This is a genomic window from Streptomyces sp. SID8374, assembly GCF_009865135.1.
In the GTDB taxonomy this organism is placed as follows: domain Bacteria; phylum Actinomycetota; class Actinomycetes; order Streptomycetales; family Streptomycetaceae; genus Streptomyces.
In genome coordinates this window covers 3,762,815-3,783,190 of record NZ_WWGH01000001.1, presented here as the reverse complement: position 1 = coordinate 3,783,190, position 20,376 = coordinate 3,762,815, and the positions used below count along the sequence as shown (strand labels likewise).

16 protein-coding genes are annotated in these 20,376 nt (G+C 68.8%); 8 read left to right on the top strand and 8 right to left on the bottom strand.

The window, feature by feature from the left end; genetic code table 11:
* Positions 1-5: 5 nt before the first annotated feature.
* A complete protein-coding gene (locus tag GTY67_RS16560; protein WP_161279195.1) occupies positions 6-2,300 on the bottom strand; it encodes a DUF6049 family protein in 2,295 nt (764 codons plus the stop codon).
* A gap of 182 nt (positions 2,301-2,482) precedes the next feature.
* On the opposite strand from GTY67_RS16560, the gene GTY67_RS16555 reads away from it, so the two are divergent.
* Positions 2,483-3,925, top strand: a complete 1,443-nt coding sequence (locus GTY67_RS16555) for a CCA tRNA nucleotidyltransferase (protein WP_161279194.1) — start codon at positions 2,483-2,485, stop codon at positions 3,923-3,925.
* Positions 3,926-4,026: 101 nt separating this feature from the next.
* On the opposite strand, the gene GTY67_RS16550 is transcribed toward GTY67_RS16555, so the two are convergent.
* The 3 genes from GTY67_RS16550 to GTY67_RS16540 all read right to left on the bottom strand — a co-directional run bounded on the left by GTY67_RS16550 (position 4,027) and on the right by GTY67_RS16540 (position 7,244).
* Positions 4,027-5,295, bottom strand: coding sequence for an MFS transporter (locus GTY67_RS16550; protein WP_093686806.1), 1,269 nt, complete (start codon positions 5,293-5,295; stop codon positions 4,027-4,029).
* A 123-nt stretch (positions 5,296-5,418) separates the two neighbouring features.
* Entirely contained in the window at positions 5,419-6,501 is a 1,083-nt protein-coding gene (locus GTY67_RS16545; protein ID WP_161279193.1) for an inositol-3-phosphate synthase, read from the bottom strand.
* Between the two features lie 59 nt (positions 6,502-6,560).
* Positions 6,561-7,244, bottom strand: coding sequence for a helix-turn-helix transcriptional regulator (locus tag GTY67_RS16540; RefSeq protein ID WP_161279192.1), 684 nt, complete (start codon positions 7,242-7,244; stop codon positions 6,561-6,563).
* A gap of 399 nt (positions 7,245-7,643) precedes the next feature.
* On the opposite strand from GTY67_RS16540, the gene GTY67_RS16535 reads away from it, so the two are divergent.
* Together GTY67_RS16535 and GTY67_RS16530 are read left to right on the top strand one after the other, a co-directional pair.
* Positions 7,644-10,346 (top strand): transglycosylase domain-containing protein, encoded by a 2,703-nt coding sequence (locus tag GTY67_RS16535; RefSeq protein ID WP_202461467.1) that lies wholly within the window; start codon positions 7,644-7,646, stop codon positions 10,344-10,346.
* 171 nt (positions 10,347-10,517) lie between these two features.
* Positions 10,518-12,020, top strand: coding sequence for a glycosyltransferase 87 family protein (locus tag GTY67_RS16530; RefSeq protein WP_161279191.1), 1,503 nt, complete (start codon positions 10,518-10,520; stop codon positions 12,018-12,020).
* Positions 12,021-12,036: 16 nt separating this feature from the next.
* Here the strand turns inward: GTY67_RS16530 and GTY67_RS16525 are convergent, their stop codons facing one another.
* The 3 genes from GTY67_RS16525 to GTY67_RS16515 form a co-directional block, all read right to left on the bottom strand.
* Positions 12,037-13,068, bottom strand: coding sequence for an alanine racemase (locus GTY67_RS16525; protein ID WP_093686810.1), 1,032 nt, complete (start codon positions 13,066-13,068; stop codon positions 12,037-12,039).
* A 61-nt stretch (positions 13,069-13,129) separates the two neighbouring features.
* Positions 13,130-14,248 (bottom strand): peptidoglycan bridge formation glycyltransferase FemA/FemB family protein, encoded by a 1,119-nt coding sequence (locus tag GTY67_RS16520; protein WP_161279190.1) that lies wholly within the window; start codon positions 14,246-14,248, stop codon positions 13,130-13,132.
* Between the two features lie 161 nt (positions 14,249-14,409).
* On the bottom strand, positions 14,410-14,751 hold the full coding sequence (locus tag GTY67_RS16515) for a hypothetical protein (RefSeq protein WP_093686812.1): 342 nt from the start codon (positions 14,749-14,751) through the stop codon (positions 14,410-14,412).
* Positions 14,752-15,096: 345 nt separating this feature from the next.
* On the opposite strand from GTY67_RS16515, the gene rpsF reads away from it, so the two are divergent.
* The 4 genes from rpsF to rplI all read left to right on the top strand — a co-directional run bounded on the left by rpsF (position 15,097) and on the right by rplI (position 16,838).
* Positions 15,097-15,387 (top strand): 30S ribosomal protein S6, encoded by a 291-nt coding sequence (rpsF, locus tag GTY67_RS16510; protein WP_015609864.1) that lies wholly within the window; start codon positions 15,097-15,099, stop codon positions 15,385-15,387.
* A 74-nt stretch (positions 15,388-15,461) separates the two neighbouring features.
* A complete protein-coding gene (locus GTY67_RS16505) occupies positions 15,462-16,091 on the top strand; it encodes a single-stranded DNA-binding protein (RefSeq protein ID WP_093686813.1) in 630 nt (209 codons plus the stop codon).
* Positions 16,092-16,136: 45 nt separating this feature from the next.
* Positions 16,137-16,373, top strand: coding sequence for a 30S ribosomal protein S18 (rpsR, locus tag GTY67_RS16500; protein ID WP_003967857.1), 237 nt, complete (start codon positions 16,137-16,139; stop codon positions 16,371-16,373).
* 18 nt (positions 16,374-16,391) lie between these two features.
* Positions 16,392-16,838, top strand: a complete 447-nt coding sequence (rplI, locus tag GTY67_RS16495; RefSeq protein WP_018513854.1) for a 50S ribosomal protein L9 — start codon at positions 16,392-16,394, stop codon at positions 16,836-16,838.
* A gap of 150 nt (positions 16,839-16,988) precedes the next feature.
* On the opposite strand, the gene GTY67_RS16490 is transcribed toward rplI, so the two are convergent.
* Complete coding sequence (locus GTY67_RS16490) at positions 16,989-18,326, bottom strand: MATE family efflux transporter (protein ID WP_161279189.1); 1,338 nt, start codon at positions 18,324-18,326, stop codon at positions 16,989-16,991.
* Positions 18,327-18,785: 459 nt separating this feature from the next.
* Between GTY67_RS16490 and dnaB the strand changes: the two genes are divergently transcribed.
* Positions 18,786-20,264, top strand: a complete 1,479-nt coding sequence (dnaB, locus tag GTY67_RS16485; protein WP_093686815.1) for a replicative DNA helicase — start codon at positions 18,786-18,788, stop codon at positions 20,262-20,264.
* Positions 20,265-20,376 lie beyond the last annotated feature (112 nt).

Genomic DNA, 20,376 nt, shown 5'->3' with positions numbered 1-20,376 from the left:
ATCGCTCAACGGTCCACTTTCTCACCCGTTCCCGACGGGGCCCCGCTTTCCGGTCCGGTGTCCGGGGTCGGGTCACTCGGCTGCTCGGGTTCGCCGCCGTCGCCGTTCGCCGTGTCGCTTGCCACGGCGCGTTTGCGGGCTGTGTACATCCGGACCCCGGCCAGCACCAGGAGCAGCAGGCCACCGGCGATGACGAGCAGGACGGTGGGTGTGACCTCGGAGACCTTCACGGTGAAGGTCATCTCCTCGCCGTACGGGGTGCCGTCCTCGGTGAAGAGGCGGGCGGTCACCTGGGCGCGTCCGTTGGCGCTCGTCGCCGTGTCGAACTTCACCGACTGGCTGTGGCCGCCGCCGATGCGGACCGGCAGCTCCGCCATCGTGCCGTCGTCGTTGAACTTCAGGCGGATGTTGTCCGAGGTCAGCCTCAGGACGAGCCGGTCGACACCCTGCACCAGCTTGTTCTGGACCGTCACGGGGATCGTCGCGCTGCGGCCGGAGAGCGTGACGTCCGACTTGTCGATCAGCTGGACCTCGCCGGTGAGGTCCTTCAGGTACTCGAGCACGTCGTCCCGGTAGTCCTGTGCCTCCTGGGCGCGGCCCCGCCAGGACGTCGACATGGAGCGGTTGACCGCGTTGCCGAAGGGCGTCACCACGCGCTCGGGCTGCGTGAGGATGGTCTCGAAGCTGTCGATGGAGGCCTGGGTGGTCCGGATGTCCTGGAACGCCTGGGTGGGCAGCTCCTCGTTGCGGAGCTTCTTCGGGTACGCGGAGGCGCGCGGCACCTTGGTGGTCGCCAGCGGGTCCGGCTTCGCCTCGGAGGCGGCGACCAGGTCCTGCGGCTGTGTCCAGCGGTCGCCCGACAGGGCCTCCAGGGCGCGGGCCATCGACTGCGCCTGGGCGGCCGTGGGCATCCGCTGCGGGGCCACGACGATGGAGCGCTCGTTGTCCGGTGCCTGCTCGGTCAGCGCGAGGGTCTGGGCGAGGAACTTCTGGACCGCGAGGGTCGAGGCGCCCGCCCGGAGCAGGCTGCCGCCGAACGCGGTCGACAGCCGGGAGTCGGCGACGACGGCGGTGGTGCCGCCGCCGATCGGCCGGGCCGCCGTCGGGGTGTACGGCAGGCTGCCGGTCTCCTGGAAGCTGTCGCTGCGGGCGATCACATGGTGGGCGCCCGCGGAGGTCGCCACGTCCACGATGCCCGGGTCGACCGCGCCGTTCACGGGCCAGGCGAAGTCGGTGGACGGCTTCACATGGAGGATCGTCTCCACCGTGGTGGCGCCCACCGTGGAGGCGGTCTGCAGATGGCTGAGCGTGCCCGAGACGCCCTTGCCGCGGTGCGCGATGGAGGCCAGGTCCGTGTCGCCGAACGGCAGCGCGATCACCTTGCCGTCCTCCACCACCTTCTGCAGGGCGGTGATCCACTGCCGGGCGACGGCCCGGTCCTTGCCGGGGACGGTCGTGTCACCGGACTTGACCTGGTACCCCCCGGCCATCGCGGCGACGCTCGCCAGCAGGTCCGGGTCGATGACCCAGGTGACGGGGAGCCGGCTGCCCAGGGCGACCATCTGCTCCAGCCGTCCGCCCGGCGCCAGCTCCTCGGCCAGCTTGTCGTCGGTGAACACCGGCGTCTGCTGTTCGTCCGAACCCGTCTCCGCGGTGACGTGCGGGGAGGCGATCAGCGGCCACAGGAAGGTGAGCTTCGTCCTCTTGTCGCCCTTCTCGGGCTGCCACGGAAGGAACGAGCGCTCGATGCCCAGCACCTGCTCGTAGGGGGCGGCCGCGGTACGGCCGGAGACCGAGACGCCCAGCTGGTAGACGCCCGACGCGTCGAGGTCCAGCTTGTCGACGGGAACGGCGAGCGTGAAGTTCTGGCTGACCCCCTTGGCGAGCTTCGGGATCTTCACCGTGTACTTGTCGTCGATCGCGGCCGGGTCGGCGCCGGGCGTGTACCCCTTGCGCTTGGCGGCGTCGTCGACCTCGCCCCGGCCGGAGAGCCGGGGGCCCACCCGCAGGCCGACCTCGGCGTCGTCGATCGTCTCCTTGCCCTTGTTGGTGAGGGTGCCGGAGACGGTCAGGGTGTCGCCCTCCACGGGGGCGGCGGGGGAGAGCGTGTCCAGGGACACATCGACCGTGCGGGAGCCCGTGGGGGCCTTCGCCGGTTCGGCGGCGCCCGCGCTCCCGGCGGCCGGGACGGTCAGCAGACCGGCCAGCAGAGGCGCTCCGAGAACCACGGAGGCCGTGCGCCGCAGCCACCGGCGGGCAGGAGAGGGACGCATCCCCTGGATGTCTGCCGCCTGGGCCACGCGCCTACCCGTCCCTCGTCGTCATCGGAGTCCGTCGATCGTTGTCGGTCCTGCGTCCCCGCATGGTAACGAGGTGCGGAGGGCCGAAGTGCTGGGGTCCGGCTCACATGATCGCGGGAGGCCCGCAGGGTCCGGATAAACGATGACGTCGCGACCGGTCCGTGCACGTACCCTTTTCTGTTGTGCCGAACGCCAACGAAGAGAACGCCAGTGCACTGAACCAGGTGCAGCATCGCGCGGTGAGTGAGCTGCTGCGAGTGTCCCCGGTCGCCGACGACCTCGCCCGCCGCTTCCAGGAGGCCGGATTCAGCCTCGCGCTGGTCGGCGGCTCGGTCCGCGACGCGCTGCTCGGCAGGCTCGGGAACGACCTGGACTTCACCACCGACGCCCGCCCCGAGGACGTACTCACCATCGTCCGTCCGTGGGCCGACGCGGTGTGGGAGGTCGGGATCGCCTTCGGCACCGTCGGATCCCAGAAGGACGGCTACCAGATCGAGGTCACGACCTACCGGTCGGAGGCGTACGACAGGACCTCGCGCAAGCCGGAGGTCTCCTACGGCGACTCCATCGAGGACGACCTCGTACGCCGGGACTTCACGGTCAACGCGATGGCCGTGGCGCTGCCGGAGAAGACGTTCATCGACCCGCACGGCGGTCTGAAGGACCTTGCCGAGGGCGTGCTGCGTACCCCCGGGACGGCCGAGGCGTCCTTCTCGGACGACCCGCTGCGTATGCTGCGGGCCGCCCGGTTCGCGGCGCAGCTGGACTTCGAGGTCGCCCCCGATGTCATCACCGCGATGACGGAGATGGCCGGCCGGATCGAGATCGTCTCCGCGGAACGGGTCCGGGACGAGCTCAACAAGCTCCTGCTCTCCGGCCACCCCCGCAAGGGCCTGGGGCTCCTCGTCGACACCGGGCTGGCCGACCATGTGCTGCCCGAGCTTCCCGCGCTCCGGCTGGAGAGTGACGAGCATCACCGTCACAAGGATGTCTACGAGCACTCGCTGACCGTCCTGGAGCAGGCCATCGACCTGGAGGAGGAGGGCCCCGATCTCGCTCTGCGGCTGGCGGCCCTGCTCCACGACATCGGCAAGCCGAGGACGCGGCGGTTCGAGAAGGACGGCCGGGTCTCCTTCCACCACCACGAGGTGGTCGGCGCCAAGATGACCAAGAAGCGCATGACCGAGCTGAAGTACTCCAACGAGCTGGTCAAGGACGTGTCGAGGCTGGTCGAACTCCACCTGCGCTTCCACGGGTACGGAGACGGGGAGTGGACCGACTCCGCCGTCCGCCGGTATGTGCGCGACGCCGGACCGCTCCTCGACCGCCTCCACAAGCTGACCCGGTCGGACTGCACGACCCGGAACAAGCGCAAGGCGAACGCCCTCTCCCGTACCTACGACGGGCTGGAGGAGCGGATCGCCCTGCTCCAGGAGCAGGAGGAACTCGACTCCATCCGCCCGGATCTGGACGGCAACGAGATCATGCGGACCCTCGGGGTGGGCCCCGGGCCGGTGATCGGCAAGGCGTACGCGTTCCTGCTGGAGCTGCGGCTGGAGCACGGGCCGATGGAGCACGACGCGGCGGTGGCAGCGCTCAAGGCGTGGTGGGCGGAACAGAGCTGAAGCGGTGCGGGTGATGTTTCACGTGAAACATCACCCGCACCGGATGCACTGAGGGGCGTTGTTTCACGTGAAACAACGCCCCTCAGTGCATCCGGGACCGGCTACCCGCCGCTGCTGCTGTACCGACGGCGGAACATCGCCACCGCGACGGTCGCGTAGAGCACGGCCACTCCCGTCACCACGGCGACGGACCTGCCGTCCGGCGGGAGCAACAGAGCGGCGACCCCGGCCGCGCTCACGAACGCGACGTTGAAGAGCACGTCGTAGAGCGAGAAGACCCGGCCGCGGAAGGAGTCGTCCACCGAGGTCTGGACGACCGTGTCCGTCGCGATCTTCGACCCCTGGGTCACGACACCGAGCACGAAGGCGGCGATCAGCATGGGCACCGGGGCGAAGGAGAGCCCCAGGGCCGGCACCAGGACGGCCGCGGATCCGGCGCAGGCCACGATCCATCCGTACCGCCCGAACCGTCCCACGGCCCAGGGGGTCACCACGGCGGCGACGAAGAAGCCCGCACCGGAGGCCCCGACCGCCAGGCCGAGGAGTGCCAGCCCGTCGGACTCCTCGTCCGACCAGGCGTAGCGGCAGAGCATGAGCACCATCACGGTGAGCGCGCCGTAGCAGAAGCGGAGCACCGTCATCGCGGCCAGCGCCCGGGCCGCGTGGGTGCGCTCTCCCAGGTGGCGCAGCCCGGCCACCAGCCCGCGGGCCGTGATGGCCAGTGCGGCCCGCAGCCGGAGAGGCGTTCCGTCGGGATCGGGCCCCAGCAGTGTTTTCGGCAGGCTCAGCGACGCCAGGGCGGAGAGCAGATAGAGCATGGCCCCGAGCAGGACGACCGCCGCATCGGACTCGTCGGCCACCAGGCGTACGACGAAGGCGAGGCCGCCGCCCGCGGTGGCGGCCAGCGTGCCGGCCGTCGGGGAGAGCGAGTTGGCGACGACAAGCCGCTCGTCGTCGACCACCCGCGGCAGTGCGGCGGAGAGCCCTGCCAGCACGAAGCGGTTGACGGCGGTGACGCAGAGGGCCGAGGCGTAGAAGAGCCAGTCCGGCACCGAAGCGAGGATCAGCAGGGCCGTGCAGGAGGCCAGGGAGGCACGCAGGAGGTTCCCGTACAGGAAGACCTGGCGGCGGGGCCAGCGGTCCAGCAGGACTCCGGCGAAGGGGCCGATCAGCGAGTACGGGAGGAGGAGTACCGCCATGGCCGAGGCGATGGCGGCCGCCGAGGTCTGCTTCTCCGGCGAGAAGACGACGTACGCGGCGAGGGCGACCTGGTAGACGCCGTCGGCGGACTGGGAGAGGAGCCGCACGGCGAGCAGGCGGCGGAAGTTCCGCAGGCGCAGGAGGGTGCGCAGATCACGCGCGACAGACATGGGAGCAAGCGTCACACACGTCGGGGGTCCACGGGCACATTGCCCGGGACCCCCGACGTGCGGCAGGTAGAGGTGAGCGTCTCCGCTCAGCGCTCAGGTGAGGCTGTCGGCCGAGAGGCCGGTTCAGCGCTCGGCGTCGCCGGCGATGAACTTCTCGACGTTCTCGCGGGCCTCGTCGTCGAAGTACTGCACCGGCGGGGACTTCATGAAGTAGCTCGAAGCCGAGAGGATCGGGCCACCGATGCCGCGGTCCTTGGCGATCTTCGCCGCACGGACGGCGTCGATGATGACACCCGCCGAGTTCGGGGAGTCCCACACCTCGAGCTTGTACTCCAGGTTCAGCGGGACGTCACCGAAGGCGCGGCCTTCGAGGCGCACGTACGCCCACTTGCGGTCGTCCAGCCAGGCCACGTAGTCCGAGGGGCCGATGTGGACGTTGTCCGCACCGAGCTCGCGGTCACGGATCTGCGAGGTGACGGCCTGCGTCTTCGAGATCTTCTTGGACTCCAGGCGCTCACGCTCGAGCATGTTCTTGAAGTCCATGTTGCCGCCGACGTTCAGCTGCATCGTGCGGTCCAGGACGACGCCCCGGTCCTCGAAGAGCTTCGCCATCACGCGGTGCGTGATGGTGGCGCCCACCTGGGACTTGATGTCGTCGCCGACGATCGGGACACCGGCCTCGGTGAACTTGTCCGCCCACTCCTTGGTGCCGGCGATGAAGACCGGGAGGGCGTTGACGAAGGCGACCTTGGCGTCGATGGCGCACTGCGCGTAGAACTTCGCGGCGACCTCGGAACCGACGGGCAGGTAGCAGACGAGGACGTCGACCTGCTTGTCCTTGAGGATCTGGACGACGTCGACCGGGGCGTCCGCGGACTCCTCGATCGTCTCGCGGTAGTACTTGCCCAGACCGTCGTGGGTGTGGCCGCGCTGGACGGTGACGCCCGTGTTCGGCACGTCCGCGATCTTGATGGTGTTGTTCTCGCTGGCGCCGATGGCGTCCGCGAGGTCGAGGCCGACCTTCTTCGCGTCGACGTCGAAGGCGGCGACGAACTCGACGTCGCTGACGTGGTAATCGCCGAACTGGACGTGCATCAGACCGGGCACCTTGCCGGCCGGATCTGCGTCCTTGTAGTACTCGACGCCCTGCACCAGCGAGGCGGCGCAGTTGCCCACGCCTACGATGGCTACGCGAACCGAACCCATTCCGGTTGCTCCCTGTGTGATCGGTGTTTCCGATGAAGTCCCCGCGGAGTGCGGTGACTTCACTTGGCGGTGTCGTCGGACGGATCCGGCGGGGTGTCACCCCGGCGCCGGGGCAGGCCGCCCGTCTCTCCTGATGTGTCCTGCTGAGCGGAGCCCTCGGGCGAGGACCGTCTCCGATCCCGTCCCGACCGCTCGCTCTCGATGAGCTCGTTCAGCCAGCGCACTTCGCGCTCCACGGATTCCATGCCGTGCCGCTGCAGCTCAAGTGTGTAGTCGTCGAGTCGTTCACGGGTGCGGGCGAGGGAGGCGCGCATCTTCTCCAGACGCTCCTCCAGCCTGCTGCGCCTGCCTTCGAGCACCCGCATCCGCACCTCGCGCTCGGTCTGCCCGAAGAAGGCGAAGCGGGCCGCGAAGTGCTCGTCCTCCCAGGCGTCCGGACCGGTGTGCGAGAGCAGCTCCTCGAAGTGCTCCTTACCTTCCGCCGTCAGCCGGTAGACGATCTTGGCCCGGCGCCCGGTGAGGGACGAGGCGGGCGTGGTGTCCGCCGGGTCACCGGCGGGCTCCTCGATCAACCAGCCGCTGGCCACCAGCGTCTTGAGGCACGGGTAGAGCGTCCCGTAGCTGAACGCACGGAAGATCCCCAGCGAGGTGTTGAGGCGTTTGCGCAGCTCGTAGCCGTGCATCGGAGACTCGCGGAGCAGCCCGAGGACGGCGAACTCGAGGATGCCGGAGCGTCGGCTCACGGGTGTCTCCTCCTTCTGCCGTCGGCTCCGCTGGAACCGTCTGCCGGATCCACTGACGTACTTATGCCGCCCTGATGTATCGACTCGATACATCAGCACGATAGATCGGTCCGGCGGGTTCGACAAGGGTGGCCTTCGTGAGCGGCATCACATCGCCAATTCGTAGGAAGCGACTTGCGTTGTTTGGGGTGAACTTCGGCCCTAGGAGGGTTTTGACCGTGCGTAGTCTGTGCGGCATGCAGACCACCGGGAACCGTGAGGCGTCGTTGTGCGTCAGTTATCGCGGACTGCCGGATGTACTGCGGATGAGCCTTCCGCAGGGCTGGTCCGTAATTCGGGGGGACCGGACCTCAACTGCCGCTTCCAGGCGCTCTCGCCTGCCCGAGGAGTAGTCGTTCCATGAGCGAGCACCGTCGCAAATCGTCCCAGCCGCAAGGTGGCGGACGGGCCGCGGCCAGACGAGCCGCCCAGCAGTCGACAGGACGCCGCGCAGCCCCGTCACGTAGAGCAACCTCCGTGTCACCTTCCGAATCGCCGTCCGGTCCGCACGGCGAGGAGCGCCAGTACAGCAGCCGTGCCGAGGCCCGTCGCGCGGCCCAGCGCGGTGGTGGCAGGCGGCGGGGCGGCGGCGATGCGGGGCCTCCCGGCAAGAAGCGGCTGATCGACTACCCGCGGCACGGCCGGTACGGATTCCGTCGCTGGCTGCCCTCGTGGAAGCTGGTCTCGGGCCTCTGCGTGGGCTTCCTCGGCATGCTGATGGGCGTCGCGGGTGTCTCGTACGCCCTGGTGAGCAAGCCGACCATCCAGGACGCGGCCAAGGCGCAGAACAATGTCTACTACTGGTCCGACGGCAAGCCGATGGTGGCGACCGGTGGTTCGGTCAACCGCCAGGTGATCAGCTACGAGCAGATCCCCGTGGCGATGCGCGACGCGGTGGTCTCGGCCGAGAACAAGAGCTTCTGGACGGACCGGGGCATCGACCCCAAGGGCATCGGCCGTGCCGTGTTCAACATGGCGACAGGCGGCCAGACCCAGGGTGGTTCGACCATCACCCAGCAGTACGTGAAGAACTCGCGGCTCAACCAGGACCAGACGTTCACGCGCAAGTTCAAAGAGCTCTTCATCACCCTCAAGGTGGCCGACGAGACCGACAAGCGGGACGTCATGGCCGGCTACCTGAACGTCTCGTACTACGGGCGCGGTGCCTCCGGTCTGCAAGCCGCAGCCCGTACGTACTACGACAAGGAAGCCACGGAGCTCAACCCGAGCGAGTGCGCCTTCCTGGCGACGCTGCTCAAGGGCGCCAGTTACTACGACCCGGCCGGTGCCACCGACATCGACTCCGACAACGCGACACCGGCGAAGAACCTCGACCGTGCCAAGAAGCGCTGGGCGTGGATCCTTGACGAGCAGGTCAAGGACGGCAGGATGCCGGCGGCGGAGCGGGCGAAGTACACCGAGTTCCCCATGCCCAAGCCGCTGAAGAAGGACGCCAAGCTGGGCGGCCAGACCGGCTATCTGGTGGAGCTGGCGCGCAAGTACTTCCTCGCCAACAACGAGCGCTACACCGCCAAGGACCTGGAGCTCGGCGGCTTCGAGATCCACACCACCTTCGACAAGAAGAAGGTGGACCAGCTCGCCAAGGCGGTGGACAAGGTCTACAAGGCCAAGATCCGCCCCGAGGAGCGTCCCGAGACGGACACCCATGTGGAGTTCGGCGGCGCCTCGGTGGACACGAAGACGGGTGCCATCCTCGCCACGTACGGCGGGCAGGACGCCACGAAGCACTTCACCAACAACGCCGACGCGACCGGCGCCCAGGTCGGCTCGACCTGGAAGCCCTTCGTCCTGGCTGCGGCGATGCAGTACGGCGTACGCGACCCGGAGGGCCCGCCGGAGCAGGGACTGTCCGAGCGGACCATCGTCTCGCCGGAGAGCATCTACAACGGCGACAACGAGCTGCAGATCAAGAACTACAACGGCGAGGTCTGGAAGGGCAAGGACGACAAGGAGTGGCTCCAGACGAACGACGGTGACTTCGACCACGGCGAGATCGACCTGCGGCACGCCATGGAGCAGTCGGCCAACTCCCCCTTCGTACAGCTCGGTATGGACGTCGGGACGGACAAGGTCAAGGAAGCCGCCATCGCCGCCGGTCTCAAGGACGACGACATGATGGCGGACGCCACCGTTCCGTCGTTCTCCATCGGTACGTCCTCGCCCAGCGCCATCCGGATGGCCGGCGCCTACGCCACCTTCGCCACGAGCGGCCAGCAGAACCCCACGTACTCGGTCAAAGAGGTCAAGTACAAGGGCGAGGTCGTCTTCCAGCACAAGAAGCAGTCCAAGCGCGCCTTCTCCCCGCTGATCGCGGACAACGTCACGGACGTGCTGAAGAACGTGGTGGAGAACGGCACGGGCAAGCCCGCGCGGCTCGAGGGACGTGAGGCGGCGGGGAAGACGGGTACGACGGACGGGAACAAGTCCGCCTGGTTCGTCGGCTACACCCCGCAGCTCTCGACGGCGATCAGCATGTTCCGGCTGGACGACGACGAGACCAACAAGGACCGCCAGTTCGAGAAGATGTTCGGTACCGGCGGCGAGAAGAAGATCCACGGAAACTCGTTCCCGGCGTCCATCTGGCACGACTACATGACCGCGGCGATGAAGGGGAAGAAGGTCCTCTCGTTCCCGGAGCCGCAGCCCATCGGTGAGACGGTCTGGGGCGGTGGCGCGGCCAGCCCGAGCCCGACGCCCAGCCCGACGCCTTCCCCGACGCCCTCCAGCGAGGAGCCGGAGCCGCCGACGCCGTCCCCGACGCCCACCACCCCCTCGCCCACGCCGAGCAAGACCTGTGAGCCCTGGGACTGGAACTGCCAGAACCCCAACGGCGGCGGGGCCAACACCGGCGCGGACGGCGGCGCCAACGCGGGAGCGGACGGCGGAGGAGCCAACGCCGGTGCCGACGGCGGGGCCAACACCGGTGCGGACGGCGGGGCCAATACCGGCACCACCGAAGGCACGACCGAAGGTGCCAACGGCGGGAACGGCGGCAACAACAGCGGCGGTGGCGGGTTCTGGAGCGGCACCACCGGCGGATAGCCGCACCGCAGCAGGGGCCGTGACAGGCCCTGGACGCCCGCAGGACGAGGGCCGCCGCCACCCGGACGGGTAGCGGCGGCCCTCGCCGCGTTCGGGGTGGTGTGAGCCCTCCTGCCGTGTCCCGGGCCGGTCCGTGCCCGGGCCACAGCCCCGTACGGCAGGATGTGCGGCATGCCAAGCCCCAGTGCAGAGGACACGAGCGTGCAGCAGCAGGAGCGGCCCGTCGTGCGGCCCACGGATCAGGACGAGGTCGCGGCGGCCGGCAGCGAGCTGTTCGGCGGCCGGGTGGGGCGCTGGGCCCGGCTCGGCGACGGTCCGCTGACGCCCGTACGGGTCGTCGCCCTGACCATGATCGGGATGTTCGCCCTCGGCATGGTCCAGAAGATCCCCTGCTACGAGTGGGCCTGGTTCCGCGGAGCCACCTCGCAGTACACCCACGCCTGCTACTCCGACATCCCGCACCTCTTCCTGGGACGCGGCTTCGCCGACGGTCTGATCCCGTACTTCGACCGGCTGAGCGGCGACATGCAGTACCTGGAGTACCCCGTACTGACCGGGGTGTTCATGCAGATCGCCTCCTGGCTGACCCTCACGCCGGACAGCGACCCCATCCAGCAGCGCGAGCAGATGTACTGGATGGTCAACGCCGGCATGCTGATGATCTGCGCGGTGATCATCGCGGTGTGCACCGTACGGACGCACCGGCGGCGGCCCTGGGACGGACTGCTGGTCGCCCTGGCGCCCGCGTTCGCCCTCACCGCCACCATCAACTGGGACCTGCTGGCCGTCGCCCTGACGGCCGCGGCGATGCTCATGTGGTCGCGGGGCCGGGTGCTCGCGTTCGGCATCCTCATCGGCCTGGCGACGGCCGCCAAGCTCTATCCCGTCCTGCTGCTGGGCCCGCTCCTGGTGCTCTGCTGGCGGGCGGGCCGGTGGCGCGAGTACGGCACGGCCCTGCTGGGGGCGGGGGCGGCCTGGCTGGCGGTGAACCTGCCGGTGATGCTCTACGCCCCCGAGGGGTGGCGGAAGTTCTACACCTTCAGCCAGGAGCGGCCCATCGACTTCGGCTCGTTCTGGCTGATCATCACCCAGCGCACCGGGAAGCCCATCGACGTCGAGACGGTCAACACCGCCTCCGTGGTCCTGATGGTCGTGTTCTGCGCGGGCATCGCGGGGCTGGCGCTGACCGCGGCGCGCAAGCCGCGCTTCGCCCAGCTGGCGTTCCTGGTGGTGGCCGCGTTCGTCCTCACGAACAAGGTCTACTCACCGCAGTACGTGCTCTGGCTGATCCCGCTCGCCGTGCTGGCCCGGCCGCGCTGGCGCGACTTCCTCATCTGGCAGGCCTGCGAGGTCATGTACTTCCTGGGGATCTGGTTCTACCTCGCGTACACCAGCGGCGGCGACAAGCACCAGGGGCTGCCGCAGGAGGGGTACCAGCTCGCGATCGCCCTGCACCTGCTGGGCACGCTGTACCTGTGCGCTCTGGTCGTACGGGACATCCTGCTGCCGGAGAAGGACCCGGTGCGCAAGGACGGCTCGGACGACCCGTCGGGCGGCGTCCTCGACGGGGCGCCGGACGCGTTCGTGTTCGCGCCCGACGCCCGGCCGTCCGGGCACACGGCCCCGACGGTCACGGGGCCTCAGGTGGAGTGGGGCACGGCCCGGGAGCGGTGACCCGGGGGCGGCCGGCTCAGTGGTCGACGAGCCGGTCGGGCTGCGTGGTCGTGTGGCGCAGATGGGCGACCAGCTCGTCACCGACCCGCGGCTCCTGCGCGTCCGAGGGCACGAACAGGATCGACACCTGCATGTGCGGCGGCTCGGCGAACCAGCGCTGCTTGCCCGCCCAGACGAACGGCGACAGGTTCCGGTTGACCGTGGCCAGACCGGCGCGCGCGACGCCCTTGGCGCGCGGCATCACCCCGTGCAGCGCCTTGGGCGCCTCCAGGCCGACCCCATGGGACGTACCGCCCGCGACGACGACCAGCCAGCCGTCGGACGCGGCCTTCTGCTGGCGGTAGCCGAACCGGTCGCCCTTGACGACGGGGGTGACGTCCAGGACGGCCCCCCGGTACTGCGTGGCGTCGTGGTCGCCGAGCCAGAGCCGGGTCCCGATGCGGGCGCGGAAGCGGGTCTGCGGGAACTGCTGCTGGAGCCGGGCCAGCTCCTCGGCGCGCAGATGGCTGACGAACATGGTGTGCAGCGGCAGCCGGGCGGCCCGCAGCCGGTCCATCCACCCGATGACCTCCTCGACGGCGTCCGAGCCGTCGGTGCGGTCCAGCGGCAGGTGCAGCGCGAAGCCTTCGAGGCGTACGTCCTCGATCGCCGCGTGCAGCAGCCCGAGCTCCTCCTCCTTGACGCCGTGGCGCTTCATCGAGCTCATGCACTCGATGACGACCCGGGCGCCCACCAGGGCGTGCACCCCGTCGACGGAGGAGACGGACCGGATGACGCGGTCCGGCAGCGGAACGGGCTCCTCGCCCCGCCGGAACGGGGTCAGGACGAGCAGATCGCCGCTGAACCAGTCCTTGATCTTGGCGGCCTCGTACGTCGTGCCGACGGCGAGGGTGTCGGAGCCGAAGCGGATCGTCTCGTCGGCGAGCCGCTCGTGGCCGAAGCCGTAACCGTTGCCCTTGCAGACCGGTACGAGCCCGGGGAACTGGTCGATCACGGACTTCTGGTGCGCCCGCCAGCGCGCGGTGTCGACGTAGAGGGAGAGCGCCATGGCCGGCCCGGAACCTTTCTGGTGGCTGTGGATGCGGTGGGTGGTGCTGTACTGGAGCCCGTCAGCGGCGCGACATGTAGATGTCGAGTGCCTTGTGGAGCAGCTTGTTGAGCGGGAAGTCCCACTCGCCGACGTACTCGACCGCCTCGCCGCCGGTGCCGACCTTGAACTGGATCAGACCGAAGAGGTGGTCGTTCTCGTCCAGCGAGTCGCTGATGCCGCGCAGGTCGTAGACGGTGGCGCCCATCGCGTAGCTGTCGCGGAGCATCCGCCACTGCATCGCGTTGGACGGCCGGACCTCGCGCCCGATGTTGTCGGACGCGCCGTAGGAGTACCAGACGTGCCCGCCGACGACGAGCATCGTGGCGGCGGAGAGGTTCACGCCGTTGTGCCGGGCGAAGTAGAGCCGCATCCGGTTGGGGTCCTCGGAGTTGAGGACCGTCCACATGCGCTGGAAGTACGAGAGGGGGCGCGGGCGGAAGTGGTCGCGCACGGCCGTGATCTCGTACAGCCGCTGCCACTCGGCCAGGTCCTCGTAGCCGCCCTGGACGACCTCGACACCGGCCTTGTCGGCCTTCTTGATGTTGCGGCGCCACAGCTGGTTGAAGCCCTTGAGGACGTCCTCCAGGGAGCGGTTGGCCAGCGGCACCTGGAAGACGTAACGAGGCTGTACGTCACCGAATCCGGCGCCGCCGTCCTCGCCCTGCTGCCAGCCCATCTTCCGCAGCCGGTCCGCGACCTCGAAGGCGCGCGGCTCGATGTGGGTGGCCTCGACGTCGCGCAGGCGCTTGACGTCCGGGTCCTGGATGCCGGACTTGATGGCCGCCGAGTCCCAGCGCCGGATGACCACCGGCGGGCCCATCTTCACGGAGAAGGCGCCCTGCTGCTTGAGGTGGGCGAGCATCGGCTGGAGCCAGTCGTCCAGGTTGGGCGCGTACCAGTTGATGACCGGGCCCTCGGGCAGGTACGCCAGATAGCGCTTGAGCTTCGGCAGCTGGCGGTACAGGACGAGCCCGGCGCCGACGATCTCGCCGTTCTTGTCGAACCAGCCCAGGTTCTCCGAGCGCCATTCGGTTTTCACATCAGCCCACGCCGGGACCTGGCAGTGACTGGCCGAGGGCAGGCTCTGGATGTACGCCAGATGCTGCTCTCGGCTGATGGTCCTCAGGGTCAGGCTCATGCGGGGCGCTCCTCGGCAGGTGTGTCCCCATCGGTCAGGGGCTCCGGCTCTCGCGCCGAAGCCTACTGTGACCGAGGGGCACCCGGCCTGGCCGCGTAGGGCCGGACCGCCCGCGACGCACCGGCACGACCGTCTTGACGGCCGCGCCGGGGGTGCGCCGGTCAGGTGATGACGCCGCCGAAGAGGCCGCCGTGCGCCATGCCGAGGTAGAAGCCCACCGCGGAGGCGCCGATCCCCATGATCAGGCCGAACCTCTCCCAGGTGGTCTTCGAGATGTACTGGCCGTAGAGGCCGGTCAGAATGCCGACCAGCCCCGCCCACGAGCTGATCAGGTGCAGGTTGTGGAACATCGCCGTCACGAAGGCGAGGACGCCGAGCACCCCGGTCACCACCATCAGGACGTCCTGGACGGGGTGCGGCCTGCCGTCCGTCGCGAAGAGCGAGCCGGTGGCGGGGCGGCCGCTCGTGGAGCGGGAGCCGGCGGGACGAATGGTCTGTGCCATGGATGAACCTCCTGGCCGGACGGGCGGTGGAATGTAGCGCCTCTCACACCGCATCTGTCTCGATTGTGCCTCCGGGGCTCCGGATCCGCCCTCCGGAATGCGGGCCGCATGCCCGCTGACCTCCGGATTTCAACCGGAAGCCGGTCTACAGGTAGTCTGTACGGTCTGCACCGGTGTCTGCCCAGGCCAGCGCGGCGAGCCCCTCCCTCAGGAATCTCCGGAATCTTTCCGGGAGCGGATTGTCAGTGCCGGGTGTTCTCCTCGGAGACGCCGTTGCAACACGCATCACGACCCTCCTGCCACGGAACGACCGTGGCCGCTGAGTCCAAAGGAGGTGGGTTCCACATGCGTCACTACGAGGTGATGGTCATCCTCGACCCCGATCTCGAGGAGCGAGCAGTCTCCCCGCTGATCGAGAACTTCCTCTCCGTCGTCCGTGAGGGCAACGGAAAGGTTGAGAAGGTCGACACCTGGGGCCGTCGTCGGCTCGCTTACGAGATCAAGAAGAAGCCCGAGGGCATCTACTCGGTCATCGACCTGCAGGCCGAGCCTGCGGTCGTCAAGGAGCTCGACCGCCAGATGAACCTGAACGAGTCGGTCCTCCGGACCAAGGTCCTCCGTCCCGAGATCCACTGAGCTCCTAGCTCAGCGGTTTTCGGGTCCGAGTAGCAGCAAGCAGCCAGAAGCAATCCCCGCCGAGAGGTTCACCCATGGCAGGCGAGACCGTCATCACGGTCGTCGGCAATCTCGTCGACGACCCCGAGCTGCGCTTCACCCCGTCCGGTGCGGCGGTCGCGAAGTTCCGTGTCGCGTCCACTCCCCGCATCTTCGACCGGCAGACCAATGAGTGGAAGGACGGCGAAGGCCTGTTCCTCACCTGCTCGGTCTGGCGTCAGGCGGCGGAGAACGTCGCGGAGTCGCTCCAGCGAGGCATGCGCGTCGTCGTGCAGGGCCGGCTGAAGCAGCGGTCCTACGAGGACCGTGAGGGCGTCAAGCGCACGGTCTACGAGCTGGACGTCGAGGAAGTCGGCCCCAGCCTCAAGAACGCCACGGCCAAGGTCACCAAGACCACCGGTCGAGGCGGTCAGGGCGGCCAGGGCGGATACGGCGGCGGTGGCGGCCAGCAGGGTGGCGGCAGCTGGGGCGGCGGCTCCGGTGGCGGTGGCCAGCAGGGCGGCGGCGGTGCACCCGCCGACGACCCGTGGGCGACCGGCGCGCCGGCAGGCGGCCCGCAGGGCGGGGGCCAGCAGGGCGGCGGGAGCGGCTGGGGCGGAAGCCCCGGTGGTTCCGGCGGCTCCGGTGGCTCCGGCGGCGGCTACTCGGACGAGCCCCCCTTCTAGGGGCGGGCTCGTACCCCCACTTCTTGATCACACAGGAGAAACACCATGGCGAAGCCGCCTGTGCGCAAGCCTAAGAAGAAGGTCTGCGCGTTCTGCAAGGACAAGACCCAGTACGTGGACTACAAGGACACGAACATGCTGCGGAAGTTCATTTCCGACCGCGGCAAGATCCGTGCCCGCCGCGTCACCGGCAACTGCACGCAGCACCAGCGTGACGTCGCCACGGCTGTCAAGAACAGCCGTGAGATGGCGCTGCTGCCCTACACGTCCACCGCGCGATAAGGGAAGGGTGACAACAGCATGAAGATCATCCTCACCCACGAGGTCTCCGGCCTCGGCACCGCCGGCGACGTCGTCGACGTCAAGGACGGGTACGCCCGTAACTACCTGGTTCCGCGTGGCTTCGCCATCCGCTGGACCAAGGGCGGCGAGAAGGACGTGGCGCAGATCCGCCGCGCCCGCAAGATCCACGAGATCGCGACGATCGAGCAGGCCAACGAGATCAAGGCCAAGCTCGAGGGCGTGAAGGTCCGTCTGGCCGTTCGCTCCGGCGACGCCGGCCGTCTCTTCGGCTCGGTCACCCCGGCTGACGTCGCTTCGGCGATCAAGGCCGCCGGTGGTCCGGACGTCGACAAGCGTCGCGTCGAGCTCGGTTCGCCGATCAAGACGCTGGGCGGGCACCAGGTGTCCGTCCGTCTGCACCCCGAGGTCGCTGCGAAGCTGGCCGTCGAGGTTGTTGCTGCCTAAGGGCAGAGCTCGGCAGAGCAGGTGGAGGGCCGCATCCCGTTGGGGTGCGGCCCTTTGCTGTGTGCTGGGGTGGGCGTGTTTCACGTGAAACAGCGCGGGTTGTGTCCGTCTCTGTTTCACGTGAAACAACGGGTCCGCAGAGCCTGCGGATCAGCGGGTCGCCCCGGTGACGATCCACCGGCCGGAGCGGGTACGCACCCAGAGGGTGATGAGCCGGACGGCCATCATCAGCGTCATCGCCCACCAGAGCGCGGTGAGGCCGCCGCCGAGGGTCGGCACCAGGAGCGCGACGGGAGCGAAGACGGCCAGCGTCACGAGCATGGCCCACGCGAGATAGCGTCCGTCTCCCGCTCCCATCAGTACGCCGTCCAGGACGAAGACCACTCCGGCGATCGGCTGGGAGACCGCCACGACCAGGAGGGCGGGGAGCAGGGTGTCCTTCACCGCCGGATCGCTGGTGAAGAGCGGGATGAAGAGAGGCCGGGCGAGCATGATCAGCACCCCGAGCGCGATGCCGCAGCCGATGCCCCACTCGACCATGCGACGGCAGGCCTCGCGCGCCCCCTTCTCGTCGTTGGCCCCCAGGTACCGGCCGATGATCGCCTGCCCCGCGATGGCGATGGCGTCGAGTGCGAAAGCGGTCAGGCTCCAGAGGGAGAGGATGATCTGGTGCGCGGCGATGTCCACGTCCCCGAGCCGGGCGGCCACAGCGGTGGCGATCATGAGGACGGCCCGGAGCGACAGGGTCCGGACCAGGAGCGGCACGCCCGCGCGGGCGCTGGCTCTGATGCCGGCGGCGTCGGGGCGCAGGGAGGCGCCGTGTCTACGGGCTCCGCGCACGACCACGATCAGATAGGCGACGGCCATGCCCACCTGGGCGATCACCGTGCCCCAGGCGGAACCGGCGATGCCGAGCCCGGCCCCGTAGACGAGGACCACGTTGAGGATGCCGTTCGCTGTGAAACCGCCGAAGGCGACGTACAGCGGGGTACGGGTGTCCTGGAGTCCGCGCAGTACGCCGGTGGCGGCGAGGACGACGAGCATCGCCGGGATGCCGAAGCTGGAGATCCGCAGATAGGTGATGGCGTACGGGGCGGCGGTGTCGGAGGCGCCGAAGACGTCGACGAGCCAGGGGGCCGAGGGGATGGCGAGCGCCACGACGACGGCTCCGAGGAGCAGGGCGAGCCAGATGCCGTCCATGCCCTGGCGGATCGCGGCGGGCAGATCGCCGGCGCCGACGCGTCGGGCGACGGCGGCCGTGGTGGCGTAGGCGAGGAAGACGAAGATGCTCACGGCGGTCATCAGCAGGGCCGCGGCGATCCCGAGACCGGCCAGTTGCGGGGTGCCGAGGTGGCCGACGATGGCGCTGTCGACCATCACGAACAGGGGCTCGGCGACCAGCGCGCCGAACGCCGGTACGGCGAGGGCGATGATCTCGCGGTCGTGCCGTCGACGGCCTGTTCGGGGAGTGGTGGGGGCCGGGGTCATGGGGGCCAATCTAATCTTCCACAGGTAAGAGATGCAATGGCTCATTGTCCCTTACTGGCACTCCCATGGGGTGCTCATCCGGGCGCCGCTTGCAGTGATCTTGAAATCGGGGTGAAAGTTTTTCTCCCCCACAGTCAGTGGACGGAGAACATGCAGGTCAAGCGGGTGATAGGGATCCTGCTATGAGTTTGTCCACAGTGCTGTCCCCCGGTCCGTGCACAGGTTCCGAGGAGTTCTCCACAGCATCTGGTCCTTCGTCCACATGCCCTGTGGATAACCAGATTGGCTGACGGTGGAGACAGGCCTACCGTGGTCCGGCGCCCGCACTCCGTTCCGGCACCGGAATCAGCAGAACCAGACGCGCCGGAAGCGGAGTCGGGCGACTTGTTTGTCGGTGCCGTGCCGTAAGAAAGAGTGGCACGGCTAGGTCCGCGAAGCGGACGGGAGGAGGTGGGCCCGGTGAGCATTCCCGAGCCTTTGGACGACCCCTGGACCGAGGCTGGTCCCGGCGACCGTCTGCCCGCCTCCCGCCAGCGCCGCGGGGAGCGCAAGGGGGGCCGCGAGGACCGGCACGACCGGGGTTCGGACGAGGGCTGGGGCGGCGGCTCCCCCTCCTTCGAACGGGTGCCGCCCCAGGACCTGGACGCGGAGCAGTCCGTCCTCGGCGGCATGCTGCTGTCCAAGGACGCCATCGCCGAGGTCGTCGAGGTCATCAAGGGCCACGACTTCTACCGCCCGGCGCACGAGACCGTCTTCACGGCGATCCTCGACCTCTACGCCAAGGGCGAGCCGGCCGACCCGATCACGGTCGCCGCCGAGCTGGTCAAGCGCGGGGAGATCACCAAGGTCGGCGGGGCACCGTACCTGCACACCCTGGTGCAGTCCGTCCCGACCGCGGCCAACGCCTCCTTCTACGCGGAGATCGTCCATGAGCGGGCGGTCCTCCGGCGGCTCGTCGAGGCCGGCACGAAGATCACGCAGATGGGATACGCGGCCGACGGGGACGTCGACGAGATCGTCAACTCCGCGCAGGCCGAGATCTACGCGGTCACCGAGCAGCGCACCAGCGAGGACTACCTCCCCCTCGGCGACATCATGGAGGGTGCACTCGACGAGATCGAGGCCATCGGCTCGCGCAGCGGTGAGATGACGGGTGTCCCGACGGGGTTCACGGACCTCGACGCCCTGACGAACGGCATGCACCCCGGTCAGATGATCGTCATCGCGGCCCGCCCCGCCATGGGCAAGTCCACGCTTGCACTGGACTTCGCGCGCGCCGCGTCGATCAAGAACAACCTGCCCAGCGTCATCTTCTCCCTCGAGATGGGGCGCAACGAGATCGCGATGCGTCTGCTGTCGGCCGAGGCGCGGGTGGCCCTGCACCACATGCGGTCCGGCACGATGACGGACGAGGACTGGACCCGGCTCGCACGCCGGATGCCCGAGGTCTCGGCCGCCCCGCTCTACATCGACGACTCCCCCAACCTGTCGATGATGGAGATCCGCGCGAAGTGCCGTCGGCTCAAGCAGCGCAACGACATCAAGCTCGTGATCATCGACTATCTGCAGCTGATGCAGGCCGGCGGCTCGAAGCGATCCGAGAGCCGTCAGCAGGAGGTATCGGACATGTCCCGAAACCTGAAGCTGCTGGCCAAGGAGCTGGAGGTCCCGGTGATCGCGCTCTCGCAGCTGAACCGTGGCCCCGAGCAGCGCACGGACAAGAAGCCGATGGTCTCCGACCTGCGTGAGTCCGGCTCCATCGAGCAGGACGCCGACATGGTCATCCTGCTCCACCGCGAGGACGCGTACGAGAAGGAGTCCCCGCGTGCGGGCGAGGCCGACATCATCGTCGGCAAGCACCGTAACGGCCCGACGGCCACCATCACCGTGGCCTTCCAGGGCCACTACTCGCGTTTCGTGGACATGGCGCAGACCTGACCGGGCTCGGTGTAGGGTCTCAGATTTCGCTGCACAGTCTCACGCTCCGCTTCATATCGGCTGCACTTATGAAGCGGCCGTGAGACAAGCAGGTCGGCGTGTTCACTCTTTC